This is a genomic window from Limosilactobacillus pontis (genome assembly GCF_002940945.1).
Lineage (GTDB): Bacteria > Bacillota > Bacilli > Lactobacillales > Lactobacillaceae > Limosilactobacillus > Limosilactobacillus pontis_A.
In genome coordinates, this window is sequence record NZ_PNFV01000005.1 from 131783 (window position 1) to 147398 (window position 15616).

15 protein-coding genes and 1 pseudogene are annotated in these 15616 nt (G+C 49.6%); 3 read left to right on the forward strand and 13 right to left on the reverse strand.

The features are described from left to right. Position 1: 1 nt before the first annotated feature. The 11 genes from glyQ to rpsU form a co-directional block, all read right to left on the reverse strand. Complete coding sequence (gene glyQ / locus CK797_RS05645; RefSeq protein ID WP_104688839.1) at positions 2-1000, reverse strand: glycine--tRNA ligase subunit alpha; 999 nt, start codon at positions 998-1000, stop codon at positions 2-4. Positions 1001-1287: 287 nt separating this feature from the next. Further along, the gene (recO, locus tag CK797_RS05650) at positions 1288-2073 is read right to left on the reverse strand and encodes a DNA repair protein RecO (protein WP_104688782.1); all 786 of its coding nucleotides are present in this window, start codon (positions 2071-2073) and stop codon (positions 1288-1290) included. A gap of 18 nt (positions 2074-2091) precedes the next feature. After that, positions 2092-2997: a GTPase Era gene (era, locus tag CK797_RS05655; protein WP_104688783.1), complete on the reverse strand. Its 906-nt coding sequence runs from the start codon at positions 2995-2997 to the stop codon at positions 2092-2094. Between the two features lie 14 nt (positions 2998-3011). Beyond that, entirely contained in the window at positions 3012-3410 is a 399-nt protein-coding gene (locus tag CK797_RS05660) for a diacylglycerol kinase family protein (protein WP_181049533.1), read from the reverse strand. Further along, a complete protein-coding gene (ybeY, locus tag CK797_RS05665; RefSeq protein ID WP_104688785.1) occupies positions 3394-3873 on the reverse strand; it encodes an rRNA maturation RNase YbeY in 480 nt (159 codons plus the stop codon). Before ybeY ends, CK797_RS05660 begins: the two co-directional genes overlap by 17 nt. After that, a complete protein-coding gene (locus CK797_RS05670) occupies positions 3842-4873 on the reverse strand; it encodes a PhoH family protein (protein WP_104688786.1) in 1032 nt (343 codons plus the stop codon). Before CK797_RS05670 ends, ybeY begins: the two co-directional genes overlap by 32 nt. 103 nt (positions 4874-4976) lie before the next feature. Continuing rightward, positions 4977-6368: an argininosuccinate lyase gene (argH, locus tag CK797_RS05675; protein ID WP_104688787.1), complete on the reverse strand. Its 1392-nt coding sequence runs from the start codon at positions 6366-6368 to the stop codon at positions 4977-4979. Further along, positions 6358-7590, reverse strand: a complete 1233-nt coding sequence (locus CK797_RS05680; protein ID WP_104688788.1) for an argininosuccinate synthase — start codon at positions 7588-7590, stop codon at positions 6358-6360. The genes argH and CK797_RS05680 overlap by 11 nt, the downstream gene beginning before the upstream one ends. A 178-nt stretch (positions 7591-7768) precedes the next feature. After that, positions 7769-8746 carry a choloylglycine hydrolase gene (bsh, locus tag CK797_RS05685; RefSeq protein WP_104688789.1) on the reverse strand — a complete coding sequence of 326 codons (978 nt, stop codon included), beginning with the start codon at positions 8744-8746 and terminating at the stop codon, positions 7769-7771. Positions 8747-8914: 168 nt separating this feature from the next. Continuing rightward, a complete protein-coding gene (locus tag CK797_RS05690) occupies positions 8915-9361 on the reverse strand; it encodes a GatB/YqeY domain-containing protein (RefSeq protein ID WP_104688790.1) in 447 nt (148 codons plus the stop codon). Between the two features lie 58 nt (positions 9362-9419). Next, positions 9420-9611, reverse strand: coding sequence for a 30S ribosomal protein S21 (rpsU, locus tag CK797_RS05695; protein ID WP_047770440.1), 192 nt, complete (start codon positions 9609-9611; stop codon positions 9420-9422). A gap of 368 nt (positions 9612-9979) precedes the next feature. On the opposite strand from rpsU, the gene CK797_RS05700 reads away from it, so the two are divergent. Beyond that, a complete protein-coding gene (locus CK797_RS05700; RefSeq protein ID WP_104688791.1) occupies positions 9980-11500 on the forward strand; it encodes an ABC transporter substrate-binding protein/permease in 1521 nt (506 codons plus the stop codon). Next, entirely contained in the window at positions 11490-12230 is a 741-nt protein-coding gene (locus CK797_RS05705; RefSeq protein ID WP_104688792.1) for an amino acid ABC transporter ATP-binding protein, read from the forward strand. The genes CK797_RS05700 and CK797_RS05705 overlap by 11 nt, the downstream gene beginning before the upstream one ends. Positions 12231-12345: 115 nt before the next feature. Here CK797_RS05705 and CK797_RS09245 read toward each other — a convergent pair. Both CK797_RS09245 and aspS read right to left on the reverse strand, forming a co-directional pair. Then, positions 12346-12475, reverse strand: a pseudogene (locus CK797_RS09245) (glycerate kinase); the annotation flags it as partial. Between the two features lie 96 nt (positions 12476-12571). Next, positions 12572-14359 carry an aspartate--tRNA ligase gene (gene aspS, locus CK797_RS05710; protein ID WP_104688793.1) on the reverse strand — a complete coding sequence of 596 codons (1788 nt, stop codon included), beginning with the start codon at positions 14357-14359 and terminating at the stop codon, positions 12572-12574. 363 nt (positions 14360-14722) lie between these two features. Between aspS and CK797_RS05715 the strand changes: the two genes are divergently transcribed. Then, entirely contained in the window at positions 14723-15571 is an 849-nt protein-coding gene (locus CK797_RS05715) for a fructosamine kinase family protein (RefSeq protein WP_104688794.1), read from the forward strand. The last annotated feature ends 45 nt before the right edge of the window (positions 15572-15616 follow it).

Consider the following 15616-nt stretch of genomic DNA (forward strand, 5'->3'; position numbering starts at 1 on the left):
TTTACTTATCCCCCTTCTGTGCTTTCTTTGCCTGCTTAGCAGCGCGCTTTGCTGCTCGCTGCTTCTCACGTTCGGCCTTCTTGGTGTATTCGTCAAGGGTCTTCTGACGCAGTTTTTCATCATGGATCAAAGGGAAGCCGCGCTTGCGCCGCTCCTCAACGAAGGCCTTAGCGATCGACTTGGCCATAATCCGGATCCGATGCAGGTAACCGGCCCGCTCGGTCACAGAGACAGCCCCCCGAGCATCAAGCAGGTTGAAGGTGTGGCTGCACTTCAGTACATAATCATAGGCTGGGTGAACCAGGCCGAGCTTGATCAGACGCTTAGCTTCGGTCTCGTAGTCGTTGAACGCCGCCAAGAGCATCTCCTGGTTGCTCTCCTCAAAGGCGTACTTAGAGTGCTCATACTCTGGTTCCTTAAAAATATCACCGTAGAGGACCCCGTCAGCCCATTCAAGATCATAAACAGAATCGACATTCTGGATGTATTCAGCCAACCGTTCCAGGCCATAGGTAACTTCGGCGGCCACTGGATTCATCGGCAGTTCACCAACAACCTGGAAGTAGGTAAACTGGGTAACTTCCATCCCATCAAGCCAGATTTCCCAACCAACACCGGCACAGCCCATTGAAGGGTTCTCCCAGTTATCCTCGACAAAACGAATATCATGCTCCAGGGGTTCAATGCCGAGTTCACGCAGGCTACCCAGGTAAAGGTCCTGGATGTTGTCTGGTGATGGCTTCATGATCACTTGGAACTGGTGGTGCTGGTAGAGCCGGTTGGGGTTCTCCCCGTAACGACCATCTGCCGGCCGCCGAGACGGTTCAACATAGGCAGCGTTCCACGGTTCCGGCCCGATCGCCCGCAAGAAGGTATAGGGGCTCATCGTCCCGGCACCCTTTTCAGTATCGTAGGCCTGCATCAACATACACCCCTGCTTGGCCCAGTACTGTTCAAGCGTAAAGATGATGTCTTGGACACTTAGCTTTTTCGTTGTCATCATTATTCTTCCCTTCTCTAAATAAAAAGTCCCTCCAGCTACTACAAAATAGTAACTGCAGGGACGAGGTTGATTCGCGGTTCCACCCTGCTTTTTTGCATTCCTGCAAAACAGCTTAGTTTATCCAGCTGATAGAGGGCCCGTGATGGCTGACCAGTCTGGGGCTTTCACTCTCCCCCATTCGCTGTCCTGGTACTGGCCATCATTATTCTCCGTCGTGGCTGCATGTATTCAATTGAGGTGTTTCTTAAATACGTACCTAATAATAGATAATGTCCTTTTGAAAGTCAATCTTTTGACGGCAAATTTCCCATCTTTTGTTCCCAGCGGTGCATTTCGTTGATAAAATGCTTGCTCTTGAGCTTCAAGCCCACTTGATCATCGTAGATAGTATCGATGACCGCCTGGATATGGCGCTTGGTCACCGGATTAATGCTGATCCTACGTACCTGTTGGAGGTTAGCATGGGCCAGGCGCTGAAGAAAATAGACAGTCCGCCGGTTGAGATGAAGACGGCGGGGATCAAGGTACCAATGCCGCTTACATAGCATTCCCCCAGACTCCTCCGAAAAATCAAGGGGACCCTGGTCCTGACCGCAAACAACACACTGGTCCCAATTAGGGGCCACCCCAAACATCGTCAGCAGCTGGATCTCAATGATGTTAGCCACGACTTGCTCGTCAACCCCCTGATCAATTCGTTCCAGGGCGGCGGCCACCTGTTTAAACCATGCCCCAATATTACGCCCATCGGGAAAAGCATGGTCCACCAGGGAGAGGATATAAGTGGCATAGGCATTCTTGCTGACATCGCCAATAATGTTGCGGTACTGGTGCGTTTCGCTGGCAACATTAATAAAGCTCAGCCCATCGTCAGCCAGGGAACCGATGTAGCTGCCGTGGGTGAAGGGCAGAATGTCCGCAGCCAATCGGAAGCCACGCTTTTTAGCTCCCTTGACAAAGAACATTGCCGGGCCGATCTTGTCAGTCAGCATCTTCACCAGGAGATCGCGTTCCCGGTAGTCCTGTCGGTAGATAATGATCCCATTAAAATCGGTCACTTCCCGGGCCACGACCAGCACCCCCTCGTCTTAGTAATCTTTATTCCGGTAACCGTAGTCCTTCAGCATGGCCGACTTATCACGCCAGCCGGGAACCACCTTGACCCACAGCTGGAGAAAGACCCGGTCGCCGAGCAGGCGTTCAATATCCTGCCGGGCCATTGTGCCGATTTTTTTAAGCATTTGTCCCTTCTTACCGATGATAATCCCCTTCTGACCGGGGCGTTCCACGATAATGTTAGCCGAAATATGGATGTGCTCCTCATCCTCACGCTTGATCGAGGTAACGTCAACTGCAACCGAATGCGGAACTTCCTCCCGGGTCAGCATGAAAATCTTCTCCCGAATCATCTCGGCCACCACGAACCGCTCAGGATGATCGCTGATCTGATCAGCCGGGTAATACTGTGGACCATGAGGCAGGCCAGCAATGATCTTATTCAAAAGCCCATTAACATTGTTTCCCTGCAAGGCTGAGATCGGCACGACTGCTTTAAATGGCAGGGCATCCTGGTATTGGGCAACGATGTTAGGAAGGTCGTTGGGGCTAACCCGGTCAATCTTGTTAACTACCAGGTAGATTGGCTGTTTAACCTGCTTGAGACGGTTAATGATGAAGTCATCCCCAGCTCCCCGTTTCTCCGTAGCGCTAACCACAAAGAGAACCGCGTCGACCTCATCCAATGCGGACATCGTTGACCGTTCCATGAAATCACCCAGCTTAGTAGCCGGTTTATGAACCCCAGGAGTATCAATGAAGACGATCTGGGCCTCCGGGCTGGTGTAGATCCCTTGAATCTTATTACGAGTAGTCTGAGCAACATTGCTCATAATGGCCACCTTCTGGCCCACGATGTAATTTAACAGCGTCGACTTGCCAACATTGGGCCGGCCAATCAGGGCAACAAAGCCGGACTTGTATTCTGGATTATCCATATATTTCTTACTTCCTATCTAATGATTAATGCGTAGAAACGCGGTACGAAGATGATTGCCCCCACGGCTAGTGCAAAAAGTGCCGCCAGGAGGACACCTCCGGCTGCCACATCCTTGGCTTTTTTTACATTAATATCGTAGTGGTGACTGGACAGGAGGTCGGTGACCGCCTCCGTGACCGTGTTTAAGAATTCAGCAGCAAAGACCAAGAAAACCACTAGCAGGATCCAGAGCCAGTCTGCAGTACTGATCTTTAGGTACCAGCCGATGATTACCGCAAGCATGGCTGCCAGGACGTGGAAGCGCATATTGCGCTCCTCCTTAAGCATTGCCACGATCCCGTCAAAAGCGTGTCCCATCGCCTGAAAGAGGTGGTGGTTCTTGGTCACTTGATGTTTATCGTTTGAGTCCATATTCATCGAGAATCTCCCGCTGTAGTGCAAACATCTTCTTTTCATCCGCAGGCTGCTCATGGTCGTAGCCGTTCAGGTGAAGGAAGCCGTGAACCACTAAAAAGCCCAGTTCCCGTGCAGACGAGTGACCAAGGAACTTGGCCTGTTCAACGACCTTATCCATGGAGATGAAGAGGTCACCGAGATTGGTCGGCAATTCAGCTGCCAGTTCTGGATCCATGATGATCGGTGACTCGTCGCCACTCTCTTCCGCCGCAAAGCTGAGGACGTCAGTAGCCCGGTCAACCCCCCGATACTGAGCATTGATCTTCTTAATTGCCGGATTATTCATTAGCGTCACTGACATTTCGGTATTCTCCGCTAGGTTGAGCTTCTGGGCGGCAAACTGCAGAACCTGCTCGACGAGGTTATGTTGGTCTTGACTGATGCCGTTACTTGTCCGATCGTAAATTGTCAGATCCATCCGTCTGATCCTCCTTTGCTTTTCCTGTCTTCTTGGTTCCTGCCTCCTCGTAAGCGGTAATGATCCGGGCAACAACCGGATGACGGACCACGTCCTCGGCGCTGAAGGTAACAAACTTGATTGACCGAACGTCCTTAAGGATCCGCTGCGCGCTGACCAAACCGCTACGAACACCGTGCTTCAAGTCGATCTGAGAGATATCCCCATTGACCACCATCTTGGAGCCAAAGCCAAACCGGGTCAAAAACATCTTCATCTGAGCATTGGTGGTGTTTTGGGCTTCATCTAAAATGATGAAGGCCCCATCGAGAGTCCGACCCCGCATGTAGGCTAAAGGTGCAATCTCAATAACACCACGTTCCATCAACCGTTGGGTGTGATCAGGGCCGAAGATATCATTTAAAGCGTCGTAGATTGGCCGCAGGTATGGATCAACCTTTTCTTGAAGGTCGCCAGGCAGGAATCCAAGGCTCTCCCCGGCTTCGACGGCGGGGCGGGTAATGATAATCCGTTCGACCTCTCCCCGCTTCAAGGCCGCCACTGCCATTGCCACCGCCAGATAGGTCTTCCCAGTTCCTGCGGGACCAATTCCAAAAGTGATATCGTTATGCTTCATGGCATTGACGTATTGGCGCTGACCAAAGTTCTTTACCCGGATAGCCCGGCCACGACGATCCTTAATGATCGTCTCACTGTAAAGATCTGCAAAATACTCTAACGTCCCCCGGTGGGCCATTTTCATAGCACTGACGATGTCGGTGCTATGAATACGAATTCCCTGGTTCAAAAGGTTGATCAGCGCATGAAAGACATCCACTGTCATCTTGACATCCTCTGTACGCCCCTTCACCTTCAGGTTATCGCCAAATGGATTAATGGTAACGTCCATTCCCTGCTCAATCAAGCTGACAAACTTGTCCTGAGGCCCGAGAATACCAACCTCGATTTCCGGGCTTTCGATCTGAAATGTCTGTTCAATCTCGTCGTTTTTTTCTACCAATTATTTAAGCTCCTTCTAGTGGTTAATCTTCAATTGATTATATCACAGCCCAAGATAATCATATAACCAAAAAAGCCGGATGACCGGCATCCAGCTTCATTAGTTACTGTTGATTCTTTTCGATCAATTCCCTAGCTGCCTTGATCTGCTGCTTCACCTGGTCAAAGCCGGTTCCCCCCAGGGAGTGACGACGAGCCACTGCCGTATGGGAATTGAGAACCGTATAGACGTCGGCAGTAATCTGTGGATTGATCTTCTGGTACTGTTCCAGTGGAATGTCAGCCAGGTTGGTCCCAGTCTTCAATCCCGTAAGGACTAACTCACCGACGATCTCGTGGGCCTGACGGAAGGGAATACCCTTGGTGGCTAGGTAGTCTGCTAACTCAGTGGCGTTGGCAAAGTCGTGGTGGGTGGCGTGTTCCATCTTATCTTTGTTGACATGGAGGGTCTTGATCATCCCTACCATCACCTGCAGGCTGGGAACGATCGTCTTAACCGCATCAAAGACTCCTTCCTTATCCTCCTGCATATCCTTATTGTAGGCCAACGGCAGTCCCTTCATCACCGTCAGCAATCCGGTTAAGTCACCGAAAATCCGTCCCGCTTTTCCCCGGATCAGCTCAGCCATGTCAGGATTCTTCTTCTGGGGCATGATCGAACTCCCCGTCGAATACTGGTCGGCCAGTTCAATGTAGCCGAACTCGTAACTACACCAGTAGATTAACTCCTCACACAGGCGAGAAAGATGAACCATCAGGATGCTGGCGTTACTCAGGAATTCCAGGGCAAAATCCCGGTCCGAAACGGCATCCAGAGAATTAGCATAGGGATGATCGAAGCCCAGCAGGTCGGCAGCCAGTTTGCGGTCAATCGGGAAGGTAGTACCAGCCAGGGCCGCAGCCCCTAGTGGTGAAACATCAGTATGCTTCATATTAAATTGAAACCTTTCGACATCGCGCTGGAACATTTGAAAATAGGCCATTAGGTAGTGCCCATACGAGATCGGCTGGGCGTGCTGCATATGGGTGTAGCCCGGCATCACCGTCGTTACGTTGACACTCGCCTGGTCAACCAGGGCTGTCTGCAGCTTTACCAGCAGGTCAATAATCTTAGGCAGGCGTTCCTTGACGTAGAGGTGGAGGTCGGTAGCCACTTGATCGTTTCGACTCCTGGCGGTGTGAAGTTTACCAGCAACCGGGCCGATCTCCGCAGTCAGCAGAGCCTCAATATTCATGTGAATATCTTCGTTTTCCACCGTGAAGGGTAACCCTTCCTTGGCTAGCCGGTCCGCCAGCTTCTCCAAACCGGCAATGATCTGATCAGCGTCGGCAGCTGAAAGGATCTTGGTGGTCTTCAGCATCTTCACGTGAGCCAGCGAGCCCATGATGTCCTCCTTGGCCATCACCTGATCAAAGTCGATAGAGGCCCCAAAGTTGTCGACGAGTTTATCTCCCGCTGCTTCGAACCGGCCACCCCACATCTTCTTAATCGGCATTATGAACCTCCTCTGATTGATGGTGCTGGCTCTGGTTTTGAACCTGGGCGTAAACCTTATCCGGCAGTTCCCAGAGCTTGATGAAGCCGGTAGCGGCCTCCTGATCGAATTCGTCGGCAGCGGTGTAGGTTGCCAGGTTCTTGTCGTAGAGAGAATTTGGCGACTTCCGCCCCTCGCAGATCACATTACCCTTGAAGAGCTTAACCCGAACAATCCCGTTGACAACTCCCTGGGTGGCATCGATAAAGGCCACCATCGCATTCATCAAAGGTGAGTACCAGAGACCATTGTAAATAATTTCGCTCATCTTCTTTTCAACAAGTGGTTTGAAGTGGGCAACCTCCCGCTCCTGGGTCAGATCTTCAAGATCCTTATGAGCGGCAAGAAGGACGGTTGCGGCTGGACACTCATAAATTTCCCGGGACTTGATCCCGACCAGCCGGTTTTCTACGTGATCAATCCGGCCAACTCCATTCTCGCCAGCAACCTTATCGAGCTTCATAATCAGTTCATCGAGAGGTAGCTCCTCACCGTTAATTGCTGTTGGCACTCCTGCTTTAAAGGAAATTTCAAGGATCGTCGGCTTATCTGGGGTATCTTCAATCGGTGTGGTCCGAGCGTAGGCATCAGCCGGTGCTGCTACCCACGGGTCTTCCAGGATTCCGCACTCATTAGCCCGCCCCCAAAGGTTCTCGTCAATCGAATATGGACTGGCCTTGGTGATTGGTACCGAAATACCGTTATCCTTGGCATACTTAATTTCCTCCTCCCGTGACCAGTGCCAATCCCGGATTGGATCCTCAATCTTCATGTCCGGTGCCAGGGCATGGATCCCGGCTTCAAACCGAACCTGATCGTTTCCCTTGCCAGTACATCCGTGGGCAATTGCCGTTGCTCCATACTCGTTAGCCACCGCCACCAGTTTCTGAACAATCAGCGGACGAGAAAGGGCGGATACCAGCGGGTACTTCTGTTCATACATTGCATGAGCCTGCAGGGCTGGCAGAACAAACTGCTCCGCAAAGTCGCGTTTGGCATCAATCACTACAGACTTCCAGGCACCAATTGCGTCCCCCTTTTGCTTGATGGCCTCCAGGTCGAGACCCTCGCCAACATCAATACAGCAGGCAATCACGTCGTAACCCTTGTTCTTCAGCCAGGGAATTGCCACCGAAGTATCAAGACCACCGGAGTATGCTAAAACAATCTTTTCTTTTGTCATATGTCTCGTCCTCCATTTGTTTGATTTAAGTTTGATAATGAATATACGCTACACATGAATAAAAATCAACAAATATTCGCAATTTTTTATTTATATTGTAAAATATACCGTATTTTTGAATAAAGATTGCAAATAAAAACCCATCACGGTGCACATCGTGATGGGTAGGTAAAGATTCTTAGTTTTGGTAGTTGATAGCTTGCTTGGTAACAAGTGGATAGGCAACCAGGTCGCTGCTATTCAAGTTAGCGTTGCGCATGGCAACCGCGTTGATCTGATTATTCTCGTAGGTCGTGTAATAGAAGGTCCCAGTCGTCAGGTTAACCCCATCAGAGTAAATCGTATACTCAAAAGTATCGGGAGCAACCTCGTCCAGACCCTTCTGCTGTTCAACCGCATGCAGGAGGTGGAAGTAATTCGTAACGTTTTCGGCCTCATCCTTGCCAGCTGGTGCGTGCATCTTGGTGAAAGTTTCCTTGACAAAACGACTCTCGGAATCCATTCCACCTGGCAGGAGGTGAGATCCAATCCCCCGACTATAGCTATTCAACTTAATCCCAGGAGTCAGGGTATTGGTTGGTTCAGCCGGAGAGATACTCTGGTAATTGGCCAGGTTGGTCATTTGCTGTGGAAACTCCGGATTATTGGTCAGAACACCAACCGGGTTATCGTAAACATGCAGACCAGTTACCGTTGATTCAACAACAATTGATTTGCCAGACCGGTCAGCAATCAGCCAGTGCAATGGTGATAACTTAAGCTGATCAGAGAAGTTGATGTTAACCAGGCTCAGGTTAGCCATCAGTTTTTTGGCCTCGGCAACGTTCTTGCATTGACCGAGGACGTAGGGAATGAACTCGAACGGTGAGACATTATCCTTGCTATCAGCCACTGGGAAGAAATGGGCTGGGCCGTCAAAGTTCAGGCCGGCCATTCCCAACCCTTCCTCATTGACACCGTCAAAGTAAAGCGGGTAGTTATCCTTTACCAGGGCCATCCCGATAATGGCATAATGGTGATCCAAGCTGGGCATCTTACGGAAGTTGAAGGTGTAATCCCGCGGGGTGATTACAACCTCTTCACCAAAGGAAACTTCCAGGTCGAGATTCCGACCAAAATAGCCATCGCCGGCGTTATAAATGATTGAAGTACACACACTAATTTACCTCCAAATACTATTTGGCTTATATTCTAGCACAAAAGCTGGTGTTAATAATCACCATACTCGCATTAATATAATATTAATACGTTCATTAATGCAACCCTATAAAATAGCCAACAAAAAAGCCAGCCCCACATTGTAGAACTGACCTATTGGACCTTATCAGTTGCTCAGGACGTCCTTAACAGTCTGATTGACCAGCTTGCCATCAGCTTGACCCTTAACCTTCGGCATTACGGCCCCCATGACCTTGCCAAAGTCCTTCATGCTAGTTGCACCGACCTCTTGAACCGTCTCACTGACGATCTTCTTAACATCGTCAACAGTCAGTTGCTTTGGCATATACTTTTCAACGACCTTCATCTCGTTATTAGTCTTGTCAACCAAGTCCTGACGACCAGCCTTCTTAAATTCTGCCAGTGACTCCTTGCGTTGCTTGTATTCCCGTGACATCACAGCTACTTCCTCATCTGGTGTCAGGTCATGGCCAGCTTCAATCTGGGCGTTTTGGACCGCCGCCTTCAGCATCCGAACAACGGCCAAGGTGTCCTTGTCCTTGTTCTTCATCGCAGTGATCATGTCAGTTTGTAATTGCTTTAATAAACTCATTGTCTTCTCCTCCATTCAAGAAAAAAGCTCCCACCGCAAAAGGTAGGAGCACACAATTTTAGTAACGACGACCACGCTTGTTCTTGCGCTTCCGTGCCGCTTCAGATTTCAACTTCCGTCGTACACTAGGCTTTTCGTAGAATTCACGCTTACGGTATTCTTGCAGAGTTCCGTTACGTGAAACTGAACGTTTAAAGCGTCGAAGAGCGTCGTCTAAAGATTCATTCTTACGAACGACTGTTTTTGACATGTTGATTCCCTCCCTCCGAGCTTAAAGTTACGTAACAAGGCTACGAAAGTTCGCCTTTTCACTACAAAAGGTATTGTACCTAATCAGGGCTTTCATGTCAATAATTCTTTTAACAAATATCAACTTAATTTCGACGATAATTCATATTCTTCCATAATTATCCATTATAAATTGCTTTGATCATGGGCCGATCCGCTTCTTCACAAATATTAGCTACTTTTATCATCCCTTCATCCCCGGCTTTAAGCCAAGGTAATCCCTTTCATCAATATTGTATATTTATACTATTTTCCCGTTTCTTATTGCATAAGTATGTATATTGGTGTATATTGCTAACAATCATAAATTCAGATTAAGGAGCCAACACTATGAAACATCTCAAGCAATTATTTATGTTATTCATCCTGTTATGCTCACTGGTGATGCCAAGCACAGCCCTTGCGGCTACCTCAACAAGCTCATCCAGTGCCAGCAGTGCTGTCAGCTCATCGTCAACTAGTAGTCAGGCGGCCACGGACGATTCACTACAAAAGATTAAGCAGAAAGGCACCCTGGTTGTCGGAATGAGTGCCGATTACCCGCCATATGAGTTTACTACCAAGAAGAATGGCAAAACCGAGTACGTCGGCTTTGAGGTTGACCTGGCCAAACAGTTTGCCAAGGATCTGGGTGTCAAACTGGTGATCAAGAACATGGACTTTGATTCCCTGCTTGTCGCCCTTGAGACCGGTAAGATCGATGTTATTATCTCCGGGATGAACGTTACCAATGAGCGTAAGAAGAGTGTTGACTTTTCTAATACCTACTACTCAGGAAACAGCTACTTCCTGATCAACAAGGCAGACAAGGAACGGTTCAGCACAGCCAAAGACTTCAAGGGCAAGACTGTCGGCGCCCAAAACGGAACTCTCCAGTCAACAATGATCGATAAGAACATGCCCGGTGTTAAAAACAAGGGGCTGGCCAAACTGTCCAACCTGGTCATTGGCCTCCAGTCCCATAAGGTTTCCGCCGTCCTGATGGATGAAGCCACCGCTAAGGCCTATGCCGCTAATAATTCCAACCTCTATGCCTTCAACTCGAAGCTGCCATCAACAGCTGGCGATATCGCCATGGCTTTCCCTAAGGGGGATAAGTCCTTGGAGGCTGCGGCTAACAAAACGATCAAACAGGTTAATGACGAAGACCTGGTCAACAAGCAGTGGATTCCCCAGGCTTCAAAATACATGAAGTCCTATAAGAAGCAGAATACGGTGCTCTCCTACTGGCGTTACTTCGCTAAAGGGATTGAATACACCCTGATCATCACAATCGTCTCTGTCATCTGCGGGTTTATTCTCGGGACCCTCTTCGCCTTGATGCGTCTGTCCAAGAATAAATTGCTCCACTCGATTGCCGTTTGCTACATTGAATTTCTCCGGGGTACTCCAATGATGGTTCAGATCATGTTTGTATACTTTGGAATTGGGGCCATTATTCAGTCGATGCCAGCCCTGGTTGCCGGGATCATCGCTGTTTCACTCAACTCTGGGGCCTACGTTGCCGAAATTATCCGTTCTGGAATTCAATCAATTCCACTTGGCCAGACCGAGGCAGCTCGAAGTCTGGGAATGAGTAAAAAGACAACCTTCCAAGAAGTTATCATGCCCCAAGCACTGAAGAACATCTGGCCAGCCCTGGGCAATGAGTTGATCACCTTGCTGAAGGACAGTTCGCTAGTATCCGTCATCGGGGTCAGTGAGCTGATGTATCAGACTCAGCTGGTCCAATCGGCTACCTACAAAGGTGTCCTGCCGCTTTTTATCACTATGCTGATCTACTTTGTATTGACCTTTACCCTCTCCCGGATTCTGTTGCACTTTGAAAGGAAGATGAAACATGCCCACTAAGATGATTGAAGTTAAGAAACTACAGAAAAAATTCAAAAATAACGTGGTCTTAAAGGATATTACTGAACACGTTGACCAGGGTCAGGTAATCTGTGTCATTGGGCCATCAGGAGCCGGAAAGAGTACTTTTCTCCGTTGCCTCAATGCCCTAGAGCAGCCATCCAGCGGACAGGTACTTTTCGAAGGGCAGAACCTGGTTGGACTCAATGATAAGCAGCTCGACCAGATCCGGCAGAAGATGGGAATGGTCTTTCAAGGTTTCAACCTCTTCCCGAATATGACCGTCCTCAAAAATATCATGATCGCACCAATTAAAGTCAAGGGAACCAGCGAAGATGAAGCTAAGCAGACCGCAATGAAGCTGCTCACTAAGGTTGGCCTGGCCAATAAGGCTGACCAGTATCCCGACCAGCTCTCCGGTGGACAGAAGCAACGGGTCGCCATCGCCCGGGCCCTGGCAATGAATCCAGCGGTGATGCTTTTTGATGAACCAACCTCAGCCCTTGACCCTGAAATGGTTGAAGAGGTATTGAAGGTCATGCGGGACTTGGCAAACTCGGGGATGACAATGGTGGTTGTCACCCACGAGATGGGCTTTGCCAAGGAGGTTGCCGATCAGATCTGGTTCATGGCCGATGGCTATATCCAAGAAACCGGCCACCCAAGTGACTTCTTTGCCCATCCAACCAGTCCCCGGGCTCAGGAGTTCTTAAAAAAGATTTTGAAATAAACAGCATAAGAAAAGGCTCACTTCACGGCGAGCCTTTTCTTATGCACTACTTAAGTTTCTTAATCAATCAGGCACCATTTTCGGCCGTCAGGGCTACACCAGACTGAAGCCCACTACCATCAGCCATCGTGACCGGAGTATATCAGCTAATGGATAAACCCGGTGAATCCCCTTGCAATCGCGTTAGCAGCCTGCCTGGCAGTTAGGCTCCCTTTAAATGAATCCGGCGCAATAACAAACTTCATGTAGTAAGAACGGCAAAAGGCTGGGAGAAAAAACCTGTTTTCTCCCAGCCTCTCTTTTAGTTCTGATTATTATAAAGTAGTTACAGAAAATAAGTTTTACTTATCCAGCTTATAGTCGACGTCTTTGCCAAACTCAATCTTCAAGTCATCAAGCTGTTGCTGGCTGACCTTACCAGGGGCAGCGGTTAACGGTTCCACGGCCTTGGAATTCTTCGGGAAAGCGATTACGTCCCGGATGTTATCGGCCTGTGACAGGAACATTACCCAACGGTCAAGGCCAATAGCCAATCCACCCTCTGGCGGCATTCCCAGGGTAAGGGCCTTGAGCAGGAAGCCGAAACGAGCCTCCGCACGTTCCTTAGTGTAGCCCAGGGCCTTCAAAACCTTTTCCTGGACCTTTGGATCATGAATACGGATGGATCCGCCACCGATCTCCTGACCATTCAGGACAATGTCATAACTCTGAGCGTGGGCCTTGTGTGGATCCTCACCGTCTTCTAAGTAGTGAAGATCTTCCGGATTCAGCATAGTAAATGGGTGGTGGGCCGCGATCCACTTGCCAAAGCCTTCGTCGTATTCAAACATTGGCCAGTTGACCACCCATACGTAATTCCATTGGTTCGGGTTGGTCAGCCCAAGTTCATGACCAAAGTGACGCCGCAAGTAACCCAGTGAGTCGCAAACCACGTGGAAGCTACCGGCAACGAAGAGGATCAGGTCACCGTTCTTAGCGCCGAGTTCCTGGTTGATAGCTTCAGCCTTGTCAGTGAGGAATTTAGCAACCGGACCGCTATAACCATCATCCGTAACCTTAACCCAGGCCAGTCCCTTGGCCCCGTACCGTTTGATGTAGTCCTCCAGCTTGGAAATGTCTTTACGTGAGTACTTGTCGGCCCCACCTGGTACCGCAATAGCACGGACATAGTTGCCGTCTGCCACCGTTCCGGAAAAGACCTTGAAGGAGGAATCCTTAACAATGTCATTTAAGTCGTGAATCAGCATGCCAAATCGGGTATCAGGCTTATCAGTCCCATATTTATCCATGGCATCCTGCCATTCCATCCGTGGGAATGGCAGCTTGACGTCAATCCCCAAGACTTCTTTCATGACGTCCTTGATCAATCCCTCGGTCATGTCCTGAATATCCTGTGGTGTAGCAAAGGACATCTCTGTGTCGACCTGGGTAAATTCGGGTTGACGGTCACCACGCAAGTCTTCGTCCCGGAAGCACTTGGCAATCTGGTAGTACTTGTCGACCCCGGCAGCCATCAGCAACTGCTTGAATAATTGCGGTGACTGCGGCAGGGCGTAGAAATGTCCAGGGTAGACCCGAGAAGGCACGATGTAGTCTCGGGCCCCTTCCGGCGTCGACCGGGTCAGGTCCGGAGTTTCAACGTCCAGGAAGCCGTTCTTCTCAAAGTAGCGGTGAATGACATGGGTCACCTTAGACCGCAGCATCAGTTTCTTCATCATCTCCGGCCGCCGGAGATCCAGATAACGGTACTTCATCCGCAAGTCCTCTGAGGCATCGACCCCGTCGGTGATATCAAACGGTGTCGTCTCAGACCGGGCCAAGACAGTAACCTTCTCAACGGCCACTTCGACCTTCCCTGTCTTCATGTCAGGATTGATTTCCTTTTTAGCCCGGGGCTGGACCTTCCCGGTAACCTCCAAGACGTACTGGTTACGGACAGCATTGGCTACTTTAAAGGCTTCTGGATTTTCCTTTTCGTTAAAGACTAGCTGAACGATCCCTTCTCGGTCCCAAAGGTCAATAAAGATCAGGCCACCGAGGTTACGGCGCTTGGCAACCCACCCCTTTAAAACGACTTCTTGGCCAACCTGCTGTTCGTTTGTGTCCCCACAATAATTGGTTCTCTTCATTCTCGAGTGCTCCTTTTCATCCATAAAATAATAAAAGAGCACCCCTGCGTCTGCAAGGGTGCTCTACTGCACGGTACCACCTTGGTATCAACTCAATGATAACGTCAACAAACTGACGGGACTGCGTCCAACCATAAAAAGGGTCAATCGGTCCCTCGCAATGTGGGCTTCCACCATCCCCACTCGCTGGTTCTTTGGGGGTACCGAGCATTCTTTTATTACTGGTTATGAATATCAAATTTTCATTTTTTACCTTACTCGTCCCGGCCCCAATTGTCAATATCCCATCCCATAATTCCCCTGTTTTGAATCCCTGGCCAACGCTCGTTATAATTAACCTAAACACAAAAAAGGAGTGGTTTTTTGAGTACGTTAAATCATCAGTGGTTTCAACAACTGCCATTCAAGCAGCTAACCAGCTACCAACCCGTCAGTGGTGGTGACATCAACGAGTCTTACCGCATTGAGGCAGACGGCCAGTCCTACTTTATCAAGATCCAGCCCAACCAGCCAGCAAAGTACTTTGCTCACGAGATCAATGGGCTGAAAGCCATTGGCAAAGTCATCAATACCCCGACACCTATCCACAACGGAGAAATTAATGGCAACGCCTACCTGGTCTTAAACTGGCTGAACGAAAGCAACGGCAGCCAGGCCGACCTTGGCCGGGCTGTCGCCGCTATGCACCAGCAATACAGTCCCAATAACAAGTTTGGCTTCGTCGATAACCATCGCACCAAGGCCCTGGTCAAAGATAACTCATGGAACGCCAGCTGGCCTGATTTCTACGTCCACCAACGCCTCTTCCCCGAGGTTCAGGTAGCCAGTGACCGTGGCCGATGGAACCGGTGGCGGCAAGAACACTTCGACCAGATGGTTAAACAGTTCAGTGCTTATTATCGGGAGCACACGGTCCGGCCAAGTTTGCTTCACGGTGACCTATGGGCAGGCAACTTCATGTTCTCAAACGACCAGCCCTACCTGATCGATCCCGATGCCATTTACGGCGACCGGGAATTCGACCTCGCCATGACAACAGTATTCGGCGGATTTGACAACAATTTCTACCGGGCCTACGCTGCCGATTATCCGTTCACCCCGGGAATCAACGACCGGCTGCCGTGGTATCGCTTCTATTACCTCTGCATGCACCTGGTCCTCTTTGGTGAAAGCTATGGTGGTGCTGTCGATCAAATCCTGGCTCAATACTAGACATAACAAAAAGATTCGTAACCTCGCTTGAGATCACGAATCTTT

Bases quoted from the DNA above. Each gene is read 5' to 3' on its own strand.
- glyQ (WP_104688839.1), bottom strand. From the start codon at position 1,000: ATGACAACGAAAAAGCTAAGTGTCCAAGACATCATCTTTACGCTTGAA.
- era (WP_104688783.1), bottom strand. From the start codon at position 2,997: ATGGATAATCCAGAATACAAGTCCGGCTTTGTTGCCCTGATTGGCCGG.
- CK797_RS05660 (WP_181049533.1), bottom strand. From the start codon at position 3,410: ATGGACTCAAACGATAAACATCAAGTGACCAAGAACCACCACCTCTTT.
- ybeY (WP_104688785.1), bottom strand. From the start codon at position 3,873: ATGGATCTGACAATTTACGATCGGACAAGTAACGGCATCAGTCAAGAC.
- argH (WP_104688787.1), bottom strand. From the start codon at position 6,368: ATGCCGATTAAGAAGATGTGGGGTGGCCGGTTCGAAGCAGCGGGAGAT.
- CK797_RS05680 (WP_104688788.1), bottom strand. From the start codon at position 7,590: ATGACAAAAGAAAAGATTGTTTTAGCATACTCCGGTGGTCTTGATACT.
- CK797_RS05690 (WP_104688790.1), bottom strand. From the start codon at position 9,361: ATGAGTTTATTAAAGCAATTACAAACTGACATGATCACTGCGATGAAG.
- rpsU (WP_047770440.1), bottom strand. From the start codon at position 9,611: ATGTCAAAAACAGTCGTTCGTAAGAATGAATCTTTAGACGACGCTCTT.
- CK797_RS05700 (WP_104688791.1), top strand. From the start codon at position 9,980: ATGAAACATCTCAAGCAATTATTTATGTTATTCATCCTGTTATGCTCA.
- CK797_RS05705 (WP_104688792.1), top strand. From the start codon at position 11,490: ATGCCCACTAAGATGATTGAAGTTAAGAAACTACAGAAAAAATTCAAA.
- aspS (WP_104688793.1), bottom strand. From the start codon at position 14,359: ATGAAGAGAACCAATTATTGTGGGGACACAAACGAACAGCAGGTTGGC.